This window comes from Paenibacillus kribbensis, from assembly GCF_002240415.1.
GTDB classification, from domain to species: Bacteria; Bacillota; Bacilli; order Paenibacillales; family Paenibacillaceae; genus Paenibacillus; species Paenibacillus kribbensis.
In genome coordinates, this window is sequence record NZ_CP020028.1 from 3,524,396 (window position 1) to 3,541,559 (window position 17,164).

Here is a 17,164-nt window from a genome sequence, read left to right on the forward strand (position 1 = left end):
AAAACAAATAATACATACAGTTAACTATTAATACTATGTACTATAATGAAATACCAATGATAATAACAATGAATTATTTGTGAATAAATTCCGACGTTGGCGTCAGCAGAAAATAAAGTATTAGACTGACCTTAGAAATTGGAACAGCGACAGCTAAGGACGAGAAAATAAAGTCCTAGACTGTCGCTGTTCCATTGAACTAACGTTCCCCGTTAGCTAAGTGAAGGGCAGCCGCGCGGCTGCCCCTTCGATGTTGAACTAACGTCTGCGTTAGTTCAATAAATTTGTTGTCTGTTTTTATTGAGTGTCTTCGTCGCTTTTGTACTCCAAAATATCACCTGGCTGACAATCCAAATTCTCACATATCGCTTCTAATGTTGAAAAACGAACCGCTTTTGCTTTCCCATTTTTCAGAATGGAAAGATTCGCCATAGTAATTCCAACCCTCTCCGCAAGCTCCGTTACGCTCATTTTTCGTTTTGCTAACATCACATCAATATTGATGATAATCGCCATGTTATTCACCTCAGATCGTTAAATCATTTTCTGATTTTATATTTATAGCTTCCTGTAAAAGTCTTTGGAGAACAGCAGCAAAAACGGCGATCACCATAGAAGCGAAAATAATGACCAATCCGGTAACTGTGATAACTGGAGGGTCAACTCTCCTCGCCATGAGATAGTAGAGTGGCATACCTAGCAGGTACAAGGTACTGATTGTGATGGCACAGTATTTTATATTCTTTAAAGCCTTTACGGATAATTCCGAGAACGCTTGGTTCTTATCAATATAGCTTAAAAGTTTAAAAGCTTGATACAGAGCAAAGTAAAAAGGTATCGCTGCCGCGTACATATCGATTAAAACGAGAGATTTCATATAAGCGATATCTGGATACAATTCTCCAGCAAAATTCCCGATCTTAGGCACTAAAAATATGCACAAAGCAAGAATTGGGATTCCAATAAGAATAACAGCCATCTTCAAAAAGAGTGTTGTTCTCCGTTTCATTAAGAGCACCTCGCTAATTTAATTATAAAACGACTTTAACACATAATTTATTGTTTTACAATAAATTAATATCGTTTTTTATTATATTGTTATTGTTAATGGAATATCCTTTTTATTTTAAGCAAAAAAAAAGAAATGCTCTTACTTTAAAATGTTAAATTTACAACTTGTTCAACAAAACTGCCCGTTAGTCCAACAATAAAGGACGCTCCCGCGCCTTTGCTTGGGCTACGTCCTCCTCATTATATTCCTTTTCCAATTATTAATTAAAGAACATACGCGGGTAGCATGTAATGCATTAAAAAGAGCCTTATCTTAGTCTAAGCACTAAGAAAACACTTTATTTTTCAGTCTAGAACTTTATTTTCTTCTGACAGTTGAAACCATTACTAATTAACGGGCGATTGTACTGCGAAACAATTTAACCAGGTTACGCTTCCATAATGCATACAGAGTCAGCTTATATAGAAGAAAAGGCCAACCAGTAGAGACTGGTTGACCTCTCATTTGAAAACTGCCTTACGTTACTGAACAATAAAACTAACTTTATAGCACCGATTTAACAGTATCTTGGACTTGCTTCAATAGTCCTTTATAGCCGTCTTCATCAAGGTAGCCGATACTTCCCAGCAGCAAGTGACCGACGGATTCAATTCCAACGAAATCAAAAATACCCGTATCTGAAGTAATCTTCAGACCTGCGGTCATCCCGATCTTATCGTAAATTTCGTTCGGTGTACCATGTGTATTTACTATAAAACCTTTTTTACCTGTAAGAAGCTTATGGATCCCTTCTGGACCAGACGTATATGCAAAGCCGTAGGCAAATACACGATCAACGTAGCCTTTCAGGATCGCAGGAAGACCTGTCCACCAAATAGGAGAAATAAATGTAATCATATCGGATTGTGTAATGTATTCCTGCTCTACCTTAATATCGGCGGGAGTTTGTCCGGCTCTCATAGCGGCAGTATCCTCAGGCTTTAATACAGGTTGAAAATCAAGCGCGTACAAATCGCGTACAACGACTTCATCGCCTTTTTCCTTCAAAGCATTTACGACCGTTTCCAGAATAGCGTGGTTAAGGCTTTCAGCGTTAGAGTGAGCATAGACGATAAGATGTTTCATTTCAATTACCTCCGATGTTTTATAATTATTTTATCTTTCATATAGATATCTATACATTTATTTAAAAAAATTTATAATCTGTTTTTTACATGTTCCAGCAGATATTCCAGCTGTTCTTTTTCTTCGTCTTTGAGACCACCGTATATGGTTTCTTTTAATTTATTGGAGATCACTTCAAATACAGGCTCCAGCTCTTTCCCCTTATTGGTAAGATAAATCAGGGTTACTCTGCTATCCTCCCCTTCTTTTTTTCTTTCGACATATCCCAGCTTCACCAACTTGTCGACCAAAACGGTGACTGTGGGCTGCTGGCGAGAAATTTTTTGTGTTAATTCCTTGATGGAAAGCCCGTCCTTTTGATAAAGGAACATTAATATTCCACCATGGGAAGGAACAATCCCTTCAACTCCATGGGATTCGAGCTCAGACACAATCAATTTGTTGATCGAGTCTCTGATCGTTCCTATCAGGGCAGCTGCATTATTTTTTAACATACCTGCATTATTACATAGACATCTATATATATCAAGTGCTTTTTTGCAGGATAAGCAATTGAATCGTTCTGATGCCAAAGAAGATAATGGCTCCTTAGCGGCGTAAAAAGGGCCGTTCCCAGTATTCTTCGATAATTCCTGGGACAGCCCTTATAGCTATAACAAATAATTGCAGCTTTTATTTAAAGAATTTTCTTAAACATCTCGATGACTTGTTCTTTGGTCGGTATGAACGGATTGCCCGGGGCGCAAGCATCCTTCATTGAGTTCTCGGCAAGCAGATCCAAATCCACTTCATTTACACCCAGTTCAGAAAGCTTGGAAGGAATCCCGACTTCCTTCGACAGGTCTTTGATTCTTTGGATAACATAATCTGCGCATTCCTTATCCGTTTTCCCCTTATCTTCAAAACCGATGACCTTGGCGATGGCACGAAACTTCTCTGGTACATGCTTGGCATTCTCTTCCTCCACAATCGGCAGCAGCATGGCATTGCAAACACCATGAGGCAAATCGTATACGCCGCCAAGCTGATGCGCCATAGCATGAACATAACCCAATCCGGCATTATTAAATGCAAGCCCTCCCAGGAAGATAGCGTATACCATTTGCTCACGTGCTTCTATATCATGACCGTTACTCACCGCACGAGCCAAATGATTAAAAATAATCTCTACTGCTGCCAACGCGGTCGCATCCGTTACAGGATAGGAACCTGGCGTAACCAAAGCTTCAATGGCATGGGTCAAAGCATCTAGTCCTGTAGCTGCCGTTAACGCGGCGGGTTTGTCTACCATCAGTTCAGGGTCGTTGACCGAAATCGTAGCTACACTATTCTTGTCAACCATAACCATTTTGACCTTGCGTTCTTCGTCTGTAATGACATAATTGATCGTGATTTCAGCGGATGTTCCTGCCGTAGTATTAATAGCGACAATAGGCAGCGATTTATGCTTGGATTTATGAACGCCCTCATACTCGGTGATATGTCCCCCGTTGGTAGCAATAATGCCGATTCCCTTAGCCGTATCCTGTGGTGATCCTCCGCCAATGGAAATTAAAAAGTCACAGCCGTTTTCTTGCAGAAACTGAACGCCATCATGTACATTTTTACAGGTTGGATTGGGTTTGACCTCATCATATACTGCATAGTTCAGTCCAATATCATCCAGCATGGATGTGACCTTGCCTGCAATACCGCTCTTCATCAAAAACTTATCCGTCACGACCAGTGCTTTGTTTAAATTCAGTTCCTTTATATACGGTCCAGCTTCATGCAAACAGCCTTTTCCCATCAGATTGATAGACGGTACAAAAAATACATGTGCGCTCATAAAAATCGGCCTCCTAAAGGATTCGCTTCTTGATACCTCGTTAAATACGGAACCATCCTAAAAAAAGTGAAACATTTCACGTATATGATTTTATCTTTATTTTGTTTTGATGTCAACAATAAAACACAGATATTTTATTGTTTTATTTTTGTTTATTTTGTTTTTTGCAAAAAAATGAACTACTATCCTTCATTTTTCAAAGCGCTACTTCATAAGCCTGGACTGACTCAGGCGATTCGGTTCCTTTGACGAGTATCCTGCGGAATCGTCCCAATATTTGGTACACAACTAATCGGAGGCAGCCTCGTACAACTTAGATGAACACATTAACAACGAGGTGATGACAGCATGACAATCAACAAGGGAGTATTGCTGGCTCTGCTGGCGGTATCGCTGCTCCAAGCGAGCCCATCTTATGCGAAGTCGGTGCCGTTAACTCCGGCGACGACCGTTTATGTGGATGACCGCCCGCTTCAGCTTGTCGCCCAGCCGCTGCTGCTAGATGGGACAACACTCGTCCCCATGCGCCAGTTGTTTGAGGCGCAAGGAGCCAGGCTTTCCTGGGACGAATCCAGCAAAACCGTAACAGCAACCAAAAACGACACGGTGCTGACCTACCGCATCGGTGAACTCGCTGCCACCCTAAACGGCAATGCGCTGTCCCTGAATGTTCCCGGACAGATTGTTAAGGGCAACACGATGATTCCACTGCGTTTTGTGAGCGAAGCACTTGGGAGCACAGTGAAATGGGATGCCCTGACCCGGACAATCCGGATTGTCTCGAGGAACGATTTTTTCACAACGGTACTTTCCAGGGTCAACCTGCGCAGCGAACCGGATTCATCGGGGACTTCCCCTTCCCTGCGGCTTATTCCAGCCGGCGAAAAGGTTCATATTATCCGCGAGGTCAATGCCCTCTGGCTGGAAGTGCGCACTAAAGACAACCTGACCGGATACATATCGGCAAAACCAAAATACAGCGATTATACCAGCCCATCCCTTGCGGAACGGCAGGGAGATGAACTGATTGCCTACGGGGAGAAATTCCTCGGTACCCCTTATGAATTCGGCGCAGCAACCGGCCAGACATCGACCTTTGATTGTTCTTCTTTTGTGGGGGAAGTGTTCCGGCATACGCTTTCCATCGACCTCCCACGTGTCTCTTACGATCAGGCTAAAGAAGGCCGTAAGGTCGGGCTGAACGAGCTGCGCAAAGGCGACCTGCTGTTCTTCAGCGCACGCGGGCTGGAGATCGGCCATGTGGCTATCTATGCAGGGAACAACAAATTGCTGCATACTTTCTCCAAAGAGCGTGGCGTTCATTTTGACACGCTTGACGATAAATGGCAGAAACGTTTCGTAACAGCGCGCAGGCTATTTTAGGACAAACCGGATAGCCACAGGCACTCGAGATTGCGATTTAAAGTACCAGTTTACCTGAACCGCATTAAAAAAAGCAGCTGATCATTTTGATTAGCTGCTGTCATAACTTGTTAAACTCTCTTATTTCTTTTCCGATACAGCAAAGTAATTTTCTTCATTATCTGCGAAGTTAAAGACTCTGCCGGAGGGAAGTTCCACAATATCCCCAACCTTAATGTTTCTGTTCTTCAGATCGCTGTACAACGCGTCGAAATTCTCCGTGTAAAACATGATAGATGGTGCTCCGAGATTCATTTCAGGGTTCATCTTGGCAACGAACTCCTTACTATGAAGAACAATGCTAGTTGCTGCACCCTTAGGAGCGACTTCGATCCATCTCATCGGACCATTGGTTTCTTCCGCAATGACCTCGAATCCTAATTTTTCTGACCAAAAATCTCTGGATTCGTCTTGGTTATTCACATACAACATAACTTGGCCAATTTTGTTAATCATAATTTGAACGCTCCTCGTATGGAATAATTTACGGGTTAAGTGACTCCAACAACTCGCCCAAGCGATTCCAGGTTTCGGTGATTCCTTGTAGCATGCCCATGTCCATGACGGTTTTAAGGGCCTCTACCGTCGCATATTCAGAACGGCTTACCAATTTGGTTTTGCCGCCTAGATCGATAAACTCCATCGTGATTAGGGACGCTGGCATGGACTCGTTTATATTGCCTTCGGCGTCTGAGAAATAATCGGTGTAGATGATCTTCTCCGGCTCGACAATTTCTTTATAAACGCCTTTCCCCCATGATTCCATGCCGTAAAACTGACCTTGATTCTGATCAACGCACTTCATACAGTAGTGCCACACGCCACCTGGACGGAAATCGATGTTGCAGACCGGGATTTCCCAGCCTTTCGGTCCCCACCAACGCTTGAGATGCTCTGGCTCCTTAAACATCCGGAATACGAGATCGTGTGGCGCATCGAATATGCGCTCCAGCACCAGGACGCGATCGTTCTCTACGCGCGAAATTACGTTATTTGACATTGTTATGATCCTCCAATGAAATGATATTATGGTTTTTCCTTGTTCTGCAGTTCACGCAAGTAATTGTCCAAGTTATCAAACCTATCTTCCATAAGATGCCGGAAGGACTGCACCCAAGAATCCAACTCTTGAAAGGGTTCAGACCGGAGCGTGTAGATACGACGGTTCGCATCGACTCGCACTTCCACAATCCCGCTGTCGCTTAGCACTTTCAAGTGCTTTGACGCTTGTGGTTGGCGAATCCCCAGCTGATCGGCGATTTCGCCCACGGCCAGAGAACCATCGCGCAACAGTTCAACGATATTCATACGATTCGGTTCAGCTAAAGCACTCAGAGCCGTTATATCCATTCCCGGACCTTTGCCAGACATAATGCTCACCTCTATATTTAATGATTTTTCGTCTAATCATCTCCTTGATTCAGAGTAACTTTCTCCTGCTGAATTAAATATACCTTATTAGGAATATTCCCGTCAAGGAATATTTAAAATGAACTCCCATTTAAATTTATACAGTAAGTTTGCAGATGGTTTGGTGATTTAATCCCTGGCGTTTTGCCTAGGGGCGGTTTCCTTGAACAATTAAGGGAAATGAACAATGCGGTCTTTGCTCCCACATTTCCCTTATTATTTGTTCCCTTTCCCTTTATAATCCGAATTTTGCAGTATTGAAAGTGAACATCAAAACTTATTGTACCTCAACCTTTGTTTCTGCTCTAAGATGTTGGAACAAACTTGCGATAAGCAAAATCTGACCGTTTACCACGGAGAATCTTTGGTCAGTTCCTCCCTTTACGTTTCGATAGGCGTATTTCTCAAAAGCACGTACAAGTCCCCCACTGAGGTAGAGAGCCCATCGTGCCAAAGTCGCTTTTTTAGTAAAGCTGTACATTGAGCATCATAAATAAAAGCACTTCTTCTCGACCCACTCCCCCCTCCAAATATCATCAGGCTAATGACCCTTGAAGTGGCCTTATGCTATAATGTGGAAAGTATGGATGGATACATGTACAGGAGGATTGGAGCAGGATGATTGGGAAATTTCTCATTTTTTCTCTACTATGGAGTTTGCTTGGCAACCCGTTTCTCGCGCTGCTTGTACTGCTGATTGTGATCTACGTATTGGATCGCAGCTTTGTGGGTGTACTGCCCAGCATCAGCAAGCCCTGGAAAAGAAGACGCAACGCGGCACGGCTGCGTCAGCAGATTGCGCTAAATACTAACGATGTGGCTGCCAAGTTCGATTTGGCTCGTATCTGGATCGAAAGCAAGAAATATCATCAGGCTTTGGAGCTTCTACTGGAAATTCAATCCCGTTATGAAGATTCCGCCGACTATTGGAATGCACGGAGAACGGCTGAAGTACACACGAGCCATCTGGAAGATGGTGAACTGCATTTACTGAAAGCACTGGACATTAACCCGCGGGTACAATACGGTGAGCCTTATTTGCATTTAGCCGCAGCTTTCAAAGAACACGACGTAAATAAGTCTCTGCACTTTCTGCAGCAATTTCAGGAAATTCAGTCCTCTTCCAGCGAAGGCTATTATCTGACAGGCTTGATGTACCGAATGCTGGAACGCAAGGATGAGGCCGCGGCAGCCTTTAACCAGTCGATTGCCGTCTATCGTTCTCTGCCCAAATACCGCAAACGAAGTGAGCGTAAGTGGGCTGTACGCAGCTTATTCCGTAAATTAATCGGCTAGACGGATCTATATTTTACCTTAACGACCTTTCTCTTCTTTTGAGATAGGTCGTTTTTACGTTTCATCCACACAGCTCCTCCATCGACCTGAATCGAATCGTTCTGATCCTCCTGATCAGCGTTTTATTTTGTAACCTGTTATTGACATGCCACAAATCAGGTCATATAATCCGCTTATAAACCTTAGAGTTTATAAATAAACTCAAGAGTATGAAATCGGAAAGGACGATCATCTTGTTGAAACCCAGTCTCTACATATCTGCCATATTCATTCTTCTGTTTACCTCAGCTTGCTCATCTACAGGATTGAGTCAAAATGATGCAGCAGAACAACAAAAGCAAAAGGTGGAAGCAATGACTGTAAAAAAAGAACCGCTGTCGACTTCTTTTCACCTTTCAGGTACACTTCAGCCCTATGAAGACACCACCGTATCGTTCGAGTTATCCGGTCTGATACGTGACACACTTGTGAACGTAGGAGACTCTGTATCCCAAGGACAGATCTTGACGATGCTTGATTCATCCAGCTACCAGCTACAACTGGAGCAGGCTAATACAGCTATTCTTGAAGCACAGGCTGGTATCAAAAATGCAACAGCCGCCATTTCAAGCGCAGAAGCCTCCATTCAATCCGCTAATGCGCAAAAAGCAGCAGCTCAAGCTGGAGCCAACAAAGTGAATAAGGGTGCCCGTGAGCAGGAAAGGGCACAGGTCCGTACCAAAGTGCAAAGAGCGCAGTCCGCTTTGACTAAAGCACAGGCCACCGCTGAACGCACCAAGCTTTTATATGATCAGGGAGCTGCGACCAAAAACGATTATGAAAATGCACAGCTCGCTTTAACCAACGCCTCCAAGGATCTGGAGGATGCGCAAGAAGCCCTCTCCTTAATACAGGAGGGAGCCACATTAGAAGACCGGCAATCGGCAGAATCCAGCTTGGAGCAAGCCCAAGCCGGGAAAGAATCTGCCATCGCCGCGAAAGAACAGGCAGAAGCCTCCAAGGATAACTCTACTGCGGGATATCAACAGGCGGTCATTGCCAAAAAGCAAGCCGAACTTTCCCTCTCCAAGACAGCTTTAAAAGCCCCCATTTCCGGCGTTATTCTGGAGAAAAAGGCAACGGTGGGACAATTGGCGAGCCCTGGACAGCCGGTATATCGTATCGGACAAATCGACAAGCTCAAGGTGCTGCTCCCTGTTCCCGATCATGAAATCACGAACTGGAAGCAAGGTCAGACAGTCCAGCTTCAACTGTACGATGAGAACAGAGAAGGAACGGTCAGCAAAATTTATCCGGCCACCAACACCAATACGGGCAGTATCAACGTGGAAGTGATTGTTCCTAACACCCAGCATAATTGGGCCCCGGGACAAGTCGTAAAGGCAGGCCGCCAATTGACCCAAAATGAGCAAATTTTGCTCCCAGCCAAGGCTGTCATTAATAACGGTACAGATACTTTTGTCTATAAAGTGGTAAACAACAAGGCGGTCAAGACGGTCGTGAATGTCGGTCAGATGTCCAACAATAAGCTCGAAATTACCAAGGGGCTGAATGTCGGGGATCGTATCGTTACCACCGGAGTAAACCTGATCTACGATGGGCTGCCCGTTCAGATTACGGGAGGAACGAGCAAATGATTGCATATTTTATCAAAAAGAAAAAACTGACCCTCTTTATTTTTATCATGGCGATTGTTGCCGGGCTGTATAGTGTCTCTCAACTTCCTCGGCAGGAAACGCCGGATATTATCAAGAAAACCGCTGTAGTCACGACCCTCTATCCTGGAGCTACACCCCAAAAGGTAGAACAAACGGTCACGAAGCCTCTGGAACAAAAAATGAAAGAAATCAATCATATTAAAAAGATTTCTTCTACATCCGAAAATGGACTTTCGACGATTATCATTGAGACAGAAGGCAACGCCAATGCCACAGAAGCCTGGGATACATTACGCAAAAAAATGAACGATGCCCAGTCTTCTCTGCCCACAGATGCTCAAAAGCCTGTCGTTAACGATGATTTGAATAAGGTATTTATCCATTCCTACGCCATCACGGGGGACTCTGTGGAGCAATTGTATCAACTAAATGATATGGTGAAATCGTGGAAGGATCAATTAAAAACCATTCCCGGTGTATCGGAAGTAACGATCAAGGGATTACCGGATCAAGAGGTTCAGATTCAGATTGATGCTCAAAAGCTCCAGCAGTACCATATCAGTTGGGAACAGCTCATGAGTGCAGTGCAGAAGGAAAATGAGCAATATCCGATAGGCAATCTGGATTACAACGAACGCACATACCGAATGAACGTGACGCAGTCCAAGAATGCTCAAGATTTGAGTAAGGTCATTATTTCCAAAACTGAAAGTGGCGCTCCTGTGTATCTCAGTGATGTGGGCAGCGTTTTACTTACGCAAAATACCAGCAGTTACATGGCCTTTTTTAACGGTAAACCCGCTATTACACTGACGATTAACGGTAATACCGGCTCTGACGTAGACACGATTTATAGCAAAGTAAATAAAGAAATGCAGTTGTTAAAACCAGATCTGCCTAATACGTTCCAACTGAATACGTTATTTTCACAGACCGAGCGGATTGATCATATTTTTCATGGCTTGACCCGTGAATTGCTGTTTGCCATTGCGGCGGTTGTGATCGTATGTACATTGGGATTGAATCTGGTGACCTCTTCCTTTGTTGCACTGGCTATTCCCATTTCGATTGCCATAGGCTTCATTATTCTTCCTATGCTCGGCGTAACGCTGAATCAAGTTACCGTCATCGGCCTCATTATTGTAATGGGGATTCTAGTCGATGATGCTGTGGTGATTAATGATAATATTGAACGCAGAATGATGACCTTGGGTGAGAGCCCCAAGATAGCAGCATTAAATGGAACAAAAGAAGTTTCCATTTCCATTTTGACCGCAACCCTGGCAACTGTAGCCTCCTTTGCCCCGCTGTTCTTTTTATCAGGCGATGCAGGCTCCCTAATAAAACCATTACCGTTTGCTGTTATCTTTACGTTATTGGCTTCCATGCTCATGTCCTTTACCGTCATCCCAATCTTTAGAGAATGGTATGGACAACGAAGTCAAAAAACGCTCAACTCCACCATGAAGCCGCCGGGACTGCTGGGAAAACAAATTGATGCTCTTCGTAACGTATATGTCAGCGAGCTGATTCCCAAAGTCATCAAGCGACCTGCATTGTATGCTTCATTAGGATTATTGATTAGTACCACGCTGTACGGTGTACTTGCTCTGATTCCGATCGACCTGTTCCCCAGAACAGACGATCCGCAATTAAGCATTAATGTGCGTATGCCCATAGGCACTTCAATAGAAGAAACCAAGCGGGTCACCGAGGATATTGCCAAATGGGTGAAGCAGCAGCCTCATGTAGAAACGATCAGTTATGCGGCTGGCGGCGACGCTCCCCAGTTGTTTCAAGATATGACCGCTGATGCCAAAACAGGCACAACCGTGGGTCAGATTGCTATTGTTGGGGAAGAAGGTGCATTTGATCCCGATGAAATGGCAGACAAATGGTCCTCCATCTTAAAGGATCGTTATCCGGGTCAATCCATTTCCTTGAAAATAGCCAAAGTGGGTGTGCCTCTCGGCAAGCCGATCTCCATTCGGATTTTAGGCAATGATGTAGGTCAGTTGCGTTCGTTGTCACAGCAGTTAAAAGAAGGCATTATGGCTACCAGAGGAACACAGGACATACAAGACAATATGGAAAATGAAGGCTATACGTTGGATTTCCAAATCAATAAACAAGCGATGGATCAATATCAGATTAGCAATAATGATCTGACACGTACACTCTTGTTAATGGGTAATGGCGTGAGTTTTAGCCGATTTGATACGGGGAAAGATTTGATAAATATTAAGCTGAAGCTAAGCCAAACCGATCAAAATCCTGAAATTTTGTTTCAGCAATTGAATGTGACCAATGCCAATGGTGTTCAAATCCCTTTATCTCAATTGGCTGAGTTGAAGCCATCCTTTGCAACACAAAAAATTAACCATTATAATTTAAAGCGTTCGATTACTGTTGAAGCTGAAGTTCACGGGCGTACTGCTTCCGAAGTCATGAAGGATGTCAAGCTTAAATTGCAGGACATTAAATTTCCTCCAGGCTACACTTGGGAAATTGGCGGCGAGATTTCAGGACAAGATGACATTTTATCAGAAATAGGATGGTTATATGTTGTCGTCATCCTATTAATCTTCATGCTGATCTTTTTGCAATTTTATTCTTTCTCGACTCCACTCATCATATTGACTACCGTGTATATGGCAGCAGCAGGCGGATTTCTTGGCTTGCTCATTCTAAATACGCCGATTACTTTTATGGGCGTGTTGGGCTTAATGACCTTGGCAGGTATTGTCGTACGTAACGGCATTGTGCTGATTGAGTTTATTGAGGATGCAAGACGTGAAGGGATCGAACTGAAGGAGGCCGTTGTTGCAGCGACCAAAGCGCGTTTCCGCCCCATATTGCTTACTTCGCTGACAGCTATTGTCGGTCTGATTCCGATTGCTCTTATTGGGGAACTCATGTTTAGACCGCTGGCATACACCATCATGTTTGGACTCATGTACTCAACTATCCTTACGATGTTTGTAGTACCCTCTCTGTATATAGTCATAGCCCGGTGGAAATTAAAAAAACAGAGTAAAAACGGGGGATATAATGAAAAAAATAACAAGTGAAGATATCATATATGCTGCCCTTTCCCTATTTTCAGAAAAGGGATACGATGCCACCTCGGTCGATGAGATTGCACGTGAAAGCGGGATGGTGAAGGCTTCCTTTTATAAATACTTTCAAAGTAAAGAAGCGTTGCTGCTGGGGACAATCGTCCTGATTGAAAAACTTCTTGATGCAGATATTAAAGAACTTTATTTGAAGCACCAGCTACCTTCCCGTGAAAAGTTGAGACAACTGTATTTGATTGCGCTGGGCCGGATTTATAAGAATAAAGTTCATTTGCTGGTATACTCCGTTCCTTTAATCGGTTCTAAGGAAGAAAAAATCGCACAAGCCATTGATCGTGTTGAACATTATTTGTCTGACGTGATGATTGATTTCTTAATTGATGCTTATGGAGAGTTCATAAAAGACTATGCGTATGATATTGAGTTTGTCGTCAAAAGCATGATTGTCAATTCCCTCCGAATGAGCGATTCAGAGCTGTCCTGGACGGAGCAGCAAACACTGGCTGAATTTTTCCTTAGCATTACGGATATGCTGGCACAAGGAATGTTGAGCCCTGATGTTCAACATCAAATCATGTGGGGCCGCGATTCCGTATTCCATGAAGATTCTGATCAAATCTGGACCAAGGGAAAACAAATCTTCTATGCGTTGCAGCGTATGGATACGGTTCTGAAACAAACTGAATTAAATGAAGCTACCCGGAATGAATATGTGCAAATCCTAAGCAGATTACAGGGGGAACTCTCGGAACAAAACGTGGAAATAGCTCACGTGAAAGCCCTCCTTCTATTTTTGGGGCAACTGCCCGAGTTACTGGAAGACTGCACCAAGCTAAAAGCTATATTGGAAGCTTAGCACGCCAAAATGCATAAAAAGAGGTTCATGATCGTCAGATCTACTGCCATCATGAACCTCTTTTTTTAATATGCATATTGTACGATCAAAAGCTTCCTCCACGCTCACCGTAATGGCGCATACCCAAGCCGATTCAGCTCTTCTGCAATCACGTGATAACCACGGCTGTTCGGATGTATCCGATCCAGCGACAGCAGCGCCCGTTCATTACCTTCAAACGCAGGATAAATATTCGCCACCCGGTAATTCGGTCCGCCCAACGTATGGAGGAACGAGTTGTACTGGCGCACATATACCCCCGCTTCCCTGACTCCTGGAAAAGGATTATACAATCCTACCATTCGTATGATAAATGGCTCACGCTGACCGGACTTTATATGATACAGGGCATGCACGATTTGGCGTACATGCTCTTTGGTGCGGTTCAGGGCTTGCGGAATGGAAGAACCCGACGAACCGCGGCCTCCAGCAAGTGCGCTGATATATGGTCGCAAATCATTTCCACCGATCGTTATCGTTATGAGTTCAGCTCGGCTGAGCGCCGACCGAAAAAGCGGATTGTTGCGGATCAACGACAGCAGTTCCTGCGATGTCAGTCCGTTGATTCCCAAATTCTCGTAACTGACTGGCGAATAGAGATGTCTTTCCGCCATTCGTCGATAAATGGATACAAATCCGCCGCTGAGCAGTGTGCCTGCACCTGTCGTTAAAGAATCTCCAATTGCTGTGTAGTGGTACGCCAATGAAACCTACCTCCCTCCGACATAATCTATCTTATGTGGAAAAAGGGAGACGCGACCCGGAGATTCGCTTATTCTTCGTCTATTTCATATATACAATGGAATTGCCCACCACCCGGCAAATCCTCCGATCCGTACACGGCGAATCCCACATTGCGAAAGAAATCCGCCCCTTCCGCATCTGTTTCTACCGTGAGTCGTTTCGGGCTACGCTCCTTAATAAGCGTAAGCAGCATACCTCTGCCATAGCCTCGATGACGATTTTCAGGCAATACAGCCAGGTGATGGAGCACGATCGTTCCATCCTCCCGCTCTTCAAACCCGACAACACCTACGATAAGTCCTTCATCTTCCACACCGAACAGCTTCCATTCATCCGAGGTTTGGTAGAAACGCAAAGCTTCCTCCCCCTGCTCAGGACGATCCAGCACGGCATAGGTCAGCAGCTCCAGTATCTCCTCCCGATCCAGACTTGTTTTTAAATTTTTAAACATCGTGAGTTATCTCCCCTTCTATCCTGAAATCCTTGCCGCATTTGGGCTAATTCTTGTATCAGGCCAGCGATCCTGCTGGTATTCGTAATTAATTCTCCACAATAAGCAAAGGCCAGTTATCCAGCCATTGCTTCTCAAATACACGCTGGCGAAAAGCCGTCGTGTGACGGAACAATGGACTTTGACGCACCCGCATCTCCAGCAGATCGCTTAATCCATGCGGACAAATGACCTCCATTTGGTCCTCGTCATTCAGTCTAATGGCTACTGCCGTCGCCGTTTCCGGCCAGTGGCTCATGGCATCCTCTATCGAGGAATATGGGGCTTCTCCGTTGCGGATATGCATCCGCGCCTGATTTTTGACAGACCAGTTACGCCCAGCCTGCTTACGATTCAAGGACAGCTCCAAGTGCTCATCTCGTTCCTCCAGCGTATTTTTCGGATCAAAATAAATGACATCTATATCATTGAGAGGTGTAGCGGTCGTATAACCATGCAGTTTATCCCACACCCGATTGCGTACATAGCCTGCGGCAATACAGCCTTGAGGCAGCCTCAGTGCCCGTACGTAGTGCAAGTCTTCAAGAACCTGCGGATCATTCATCATGTGTATGATTCGCTGTATATCTTCTTCCGGCTTCATCCTGCACTCAGCTCCTTAATTTAAGATAACAGTTGCTGTACGGGCTCTCCAGTCTCAGCCGCAATCCGGGCTGTACGCTGAGCCAGACGGCGGCGGGCTACCAGCAAAAACGGAATGCCCAATACGACCGACAGTGTAATCGGAACAAAAACGGCAAGCGGCGCCGTTTGCCCATAGCTATCCAGCAACCAGCCGCCAAACAAAGGAGCCAGCACACTGCCCAGATTATTAAAGCCAATCGTACCAAAGTAGGTCCCTTTATATTGAGCATCTGCAATCTGATCTATCAGCACATCCAGCATCGTGAACAACAGCACTTCACCTATTGTAAACAGCACCATATCCAGTATAAACAACCAGCCTGTGTTTAGCATACTGAACAGCAACAAGCTGACCGCAATGCATAGATTTCCTGCAATCAAGGAATTCACTGGGGAAAAACGGCTAGCCAGCCGCACCAGCGGATACTGGAAAGCCAATACGCACATCGCGTTGGCCGTAAGCATGTATGTAAACCACCGGGTTCCTTCCGCGAAGGATAACGATAAAAATTGAGGCATCGTGGAATTGGAATGAGCATAGCCCATCACGCAAAATACGGTTCCTAGCAAAATCGGCATAAATATCGGATCACGGCTGGCTGTACGGAACGCCTCCCTCATCCGCAACGGAGCTTCTCCGGTCGTGGTCCCTACACGTAGATCGGAGGCATACCGGGCAAATTGAATCAACAGCAACACCCCATACAAGGCGTACACACCAGCAGCTACCATAAATGGCGCCCCCGTGGATGCAGAGCCCAGCAGCAAACCGAGCAGCGGTCCTGCCACCACACCTACATTAATGGCCGCATACCTCATATTGTAGATAAGCAGCCTTTTTTCCTTGGGGGTCACATCTGATAACAGTGCTCGCGAGGTTGGCTCGAACAAGGATCTGCACAGTCCGTTTAGGGCATTAATGACAAAAAAGGCCCAAGCCGCTTCAGCCAACGCAAAAGCAACGAACACAAGCGCCCAACTGGCAATGGACACCAGCATGACTTTACGCCGTCCGATGCGATCCGAAATATATCCACCGTAAAAGCTGGCAAAAATACCGACCAGCGAACTGACCGATACGATCACTCCCGTATGAAAGGGAGATACCCCCAGACGAGTGGTCAAATAAATGGACAAAAACGGAATACTCATCGATGTCGCCATTCGACCAAAAATAGTACCTGCTATAATCGTCCAGGCCAGTGGGTGAATCGAACGTAGCTGTTCTTTCATGTATGTCTCTTGTGCCCCCTTCTCTGTCCCGACTCCTTAAAAAACTTGCACACCACATAGAAGCGTTGTGTACAAGTCCAATAAGGGGGAATGATCTCAGTTCTGGCCCATAAATCGTTCCAGTTCTACACACGTTGCCTGATAGACAGACTGAAGCGCAGGAGCTGGGGAATACATCCGAGCGTGACTATTACATAATTATACCTGATTTGCGTCTCTACATTAACCCTGCCTCCCCAAAATGCGACAAAAAAATAAAATACCGGAAATACGGTATTTTATCTAAAAGCATAGCATACTTAACCTGAGTCTGAACGTGTACAGCTTGT

17 protein-coding genes are annotated in these 17,164 nt (G+C 44.7%); 5 read left to right on the top strand and 12 right to left on the bottom strand.

Annotated elements, in window-relative coordinates:
- Positions 1-297 precede the first annotated feature (297 nt).
- The 5 genes from B4V02_RS15630 to B4V02_RS15650 all read right to left on the bottom strand — a co-directional run bounded on the left by B4V02_RS15630 (position 298) and on the right by B4V02_RS15650 (position 3,965).
- Positions 298-516: a helix-turn-helix domain-containing protein gene (locus B4V02_RS15630; RefSeq protein WP_094155491.1), complete on the bottom strand. Its 219-nt coding sequence runs from the start codon at positions 514-516 to the stop codon at positions 298-300.
- Positions 517-526: 10 nt separating this feature from the next.
- A complete protein-coding gene (locus B4V02_RS15635) occupies positions 527-1,009 on the bottom strand; it encodes a DUF2975 domain-containing protein (RefSeq protein ID WP_094155492.1) in 483 nt (160 codons plus the stop codon).
- A 546-nt stretch (positions 1,010-1,555) separates the two neighbouring features.
- Positions 1,556-2,137: an NAD(P)H-dependent oxidoreductase gene (locus B4V02_RS15640; RefSeq protein WP_094155493.1), complete on the bottom strand. Its 582-nt coding sequence runs from the start codon at positions 2,135-2,137 to the stop codon at positions 1,556-1,558.
- Positions 2,138-2,208: 71 nt separating this feature from the next.
- Entirely contained in the window at positions 2,209-2,631 is a 423-nt protein-coding gene (locus B4V02_RS15645; protein ID WP_094157016.1) for a MarR family winged helix-turn-helix transcriptional regulator, read from the bottom strand.
- Positions 2,632-2,813: 182 nt separating this feature from the next.
- Complete coding sequence (locus tag B4V02_RS15650; protein WP_094155494.1) at positions 2,814-3,965, bottom strand: iron-containing alcohol dehydrogenase; 1,152 nt, start codon at positions 3,963-3,965, stop codon at positions 2,814-2,816.
- Between the two features lie 348 nt (positions 3,966-4,313).
- Here B4V02_RS15650 and B4V02_RS15655 point away from each other — a divergent pair, with 348 nt between their 5' ends.
- On the top strand, positions 4,314-5,348 hold the full coding sequence (locus B4V02_RS15655) for a C40 family peptidase (RefSeq protein WP_094155495.1): 1,035 nt from the start codon (positions 4,314-4,316) through the stop codon (positions 5,346-5,348).
- A 120-nt stretch (positions 5,349-5,468) separates the two neighbouring features.
- On the opposite strand, the gene B4V02_RS15660 is transcribed toward B4V02_RS15655, so the two are convergent.
- Genes B4V02_RS15660 through B4V02_RS15670 form a run of 3 tightly spaced genes read right to left on the bottom strand, consistent with a single transcriptional unit; the run spans position 5,469 to position 6,758 of the window.
- Complete coding sequence (locus B4V02_RS15660; RefSeq protein ID WP_094155496.1) at positions 5,469-5,843, bottom strand: VOC family protein; 375 nt, start codon at positions 5,841-5,843, stop codon at positions 5,469-5,471.
- A 28-nt stretch (positions 5,844-5,871) separates the two neighbouring features.
- Positions 5,872-6,387 (bottom strand): SRPBCC domain-containing protein, encoded by a 516-nt coding sequence (locus B4V02_RS15665; RefSeq protein ID WP_094155497.1) that lies wholly within the window; start codon positions 6,385-6,387, stop codon positions 5,872-5,874.
- 26 nt (positions 6,388-6,413) lie between these two features.
- Entirely contained in the window at positions 6,414-6,758 is a 345-nt protein-coding gene (locus B4V02_RS15670) for an ArsR/SmtB family transcription factor (RefSeq protein WP_094155498.1), read from the bottom strand.
- Between the two features lie 657 nt (positions 6,759-7,415).
- Between B4V02_RS15670 and B4V02_RS15680 the strand changes: the two genes are divergently transcribed.
- The 4 genes from B4V02_RS15680 (at position 7,416) to B4V02_RS15695 (ending at position 13,684) form a co-directional block, all read left to right on the top strand.
- Entirely contained in the window at positions 7,416-8,093 is a 678-nt protein-coding gene (locus B4V02_RS15680; protein ID WP_094155500.1) for a tetratricopeptide repeat protein, read from the top strand.
- 353 nt (positions 8,094-8,446) lie between these two features.
- Positions 8,447-9,730 (top strand): efflux RND transporter periplasmic adaptor subunit, encoded by a 1,284-nt coding sequence (locus B4V02_RS15685; protein ID WP_244188336.1) that lies wholly within the window; start codon positions 8,447-8,449, stop codon positions 9,728-9,730.
- A complete protein-coding gene (locus B4V02_RS15690; RefSeq protein ID WP_094155501.1) occupies positions 9,727-12,822 on the top strand; it encodes an efflux RND transporter permease subunit in 3,096 nt (1,031 codons plus the stop codon). The genes B4V02_RS15685 and B4V02_RS15690 overlap by 4 nt, the downstream gene beginning before the upstream one ends.
- Entirely contained in the window at positions 12,803-13,684 is an 882-nt protein-coding gene (locus B4V02_RS15695) for a TetR/AcrR family transcriptional regulator (RefSeq protein WP_094155502.1), read from the top strand. The genes B4V02_RS15690 and B4V02_RS15695 overlap by 20 nt, the downstream gene beginning before the upstream one ends.
- A gap of 104 nt (positions 13,685-13,788) precedes the next feature.
- Here the strand turns inward: B4V02_RS15695 and B4V02_RS15700 are convergent, their stop codons facing one another.
- The 4 genes from B4V02_RS15700 to B4V02_RS15715 form a co-directional block, all read right to left on the bottom strand.
- Positions 13,789-14,427, bottom strand: a complete 639-nt coding sequence (locus B4V02_RS15700; protein WP_094155503.1) for a GDSL-type esterase/lipase family protein — start codon at positions 14,425-14,427, stop codon at positions 13,789-13,791.
- A 68-nt stretch (positions 14,428-14,495) separates the two neighbouring features.
- Positions 14,496-14,918 carry a GNAT family N-acetyltransferase gene (locus tag B4V02_RS15705; protein ID WP_094155504.1) on the bottom strand — a complete coding sequence of 141 codons (423 nt, stop codon included), beginning with the start codon at positions 14,916-14,918 and terminating at the stop codon, positions 14,496-14,498.
- Positions 14,919-15,006: 88 nt separating this feature from the next.
- Positions 15,007-15,561, bottom strand: coding sequence for a nucleotidyltransferase family protein (locus tag B4V02_RS15710; protein ID WP_094155505.1), 555 nt, complete (start codon positions 15,559-15,561; stop codon positions 15,007-15,009).
- A gap of 20 nt (positions 15,562-15,581) precedes the next feature.
- On the bottom strand, positions 15,582-16,835 hold the full coding sequence (locus B4V02_RS15715; RefSeq protein WP_094155506.1) for an MDR family MFS transporter: 1,254 nt from the start codon (positions 16,833-16,835) through the stop codon (positions 15,582-15,584).
- Positions 16,836-17,164 lie beyond the last annotated feature (329 nt).

Bases quoted from the DNA above. Each gene is read 5' to 3' on its own strand.
- B4V02_RS15630 (WP_094155491.1), bottom strand. From the start codon at position 516: ATGGCGATTATCATCAATATTGATGTGATGTTAGCAAAACGAAAAATG.
- B4V02_RS15635 (WP_094155492.1), bottom strand. From the start codon at position 1,009: ATGAAACGGAGAACAACACTCTTTTTGAAGATGGCTGTTATTCTTATT.
- B4V02_RS15640 (WP_094155493.1), bottom strand. From the start codon at position 2,137: ATGAAACATCTTATCGTCTATGCTCACTCTAACGCTGAAAGCCTTAAC.
- B4V02_RS15645 (WP_094157016.1), bottom strand. From the start codon at position 2,631: ATGTTAAAAAATAATGCAGCTGCCCTGATAGGAACGATCAGAGACTCG.
- B4V02_RS15650 (WP_094155494.1), bottom strand. From the start codon at position 3,965: ATGAGCGCACATGTATTTTTTGTACCGTCTATCAATCTGATGGGAAAA.
- B4V02_RS15655 (WP_094155495.1), top strand. From the start codon at position 4,314: ATGACAATCAACAAGGGAGTATTGCTGGCTCTGCTGGCGGTATCGCTG.
- B4V02_RS15660 (WP_094155496.1), bottom strand. From the start codon at position 5,843: ATGATTAACAAAATTGGCCAAGTTATGTTGTATGTGAATAACCAAGAC.
- B4V02_RS15665 (WP_094155497.1), bottom strand. From the start codon at position 6,387: ATGTCAAATAACGTAATTTCGCGCGTAGAGAACGATCGCGTCCTGGTG.
- B4V02_RS15670 (WP_094155498.1), bottom strand. From the start codon at position 6,758: ATGTCTGGCAAAGGTCCGGGAATGGATATAACGGCTCTGAGTGCTTTA.
- B4V02_RS15680 (WP_094155500.1), top strand. From the start codon at position 7,416: ATGATTGGGAAATTTCTCATTTTTTCTCTACTATGGAGTTTGCTTGGC.
- B4V02_RS15685 (WP_244188336.1), top strand. From the start codon at position 8,447: ATGACTGTAAAAAAAGAACCGCTGTCGACTTCTTTTCACCTTTCAGGT.
- B4V02_RS15690 (WP_094155501.1), top strand. From the start codon at position 9,727: ATGATTGCATATTTTATCAAAAAGAAAAAACTGACCCTCTTTATTTTT.
- B4V02_RS15695 (WP_094155502.1), top strand. From the start codon at position 12,803: ATGAAAAAAATAACAAGTGAAGATATCATATATGCTGCCCTTTCCCTA.
- B4V02_RS15705 (WP_094155504.1), bottom strand. From the start codon at position 14,918: ATGTTTAAAAATTTAAAAACAAGTCTGGATCGGGAGGAGATACTGGAG.
- B4V02_RS15710 (WP_094155505.1), bottom strand. From the start codon at position 15,561: ATGAAGCCGGAAGAAGATATACAGCGAATCATACACATGATGAATGAT.
- B4V02_RS15715 (WP_094155506.1), bottom strand. From the start codon at position 16,835: ATGAAAGAACAGCTACGTTCGATTCACCCACTGGCCTGGACGATTATA.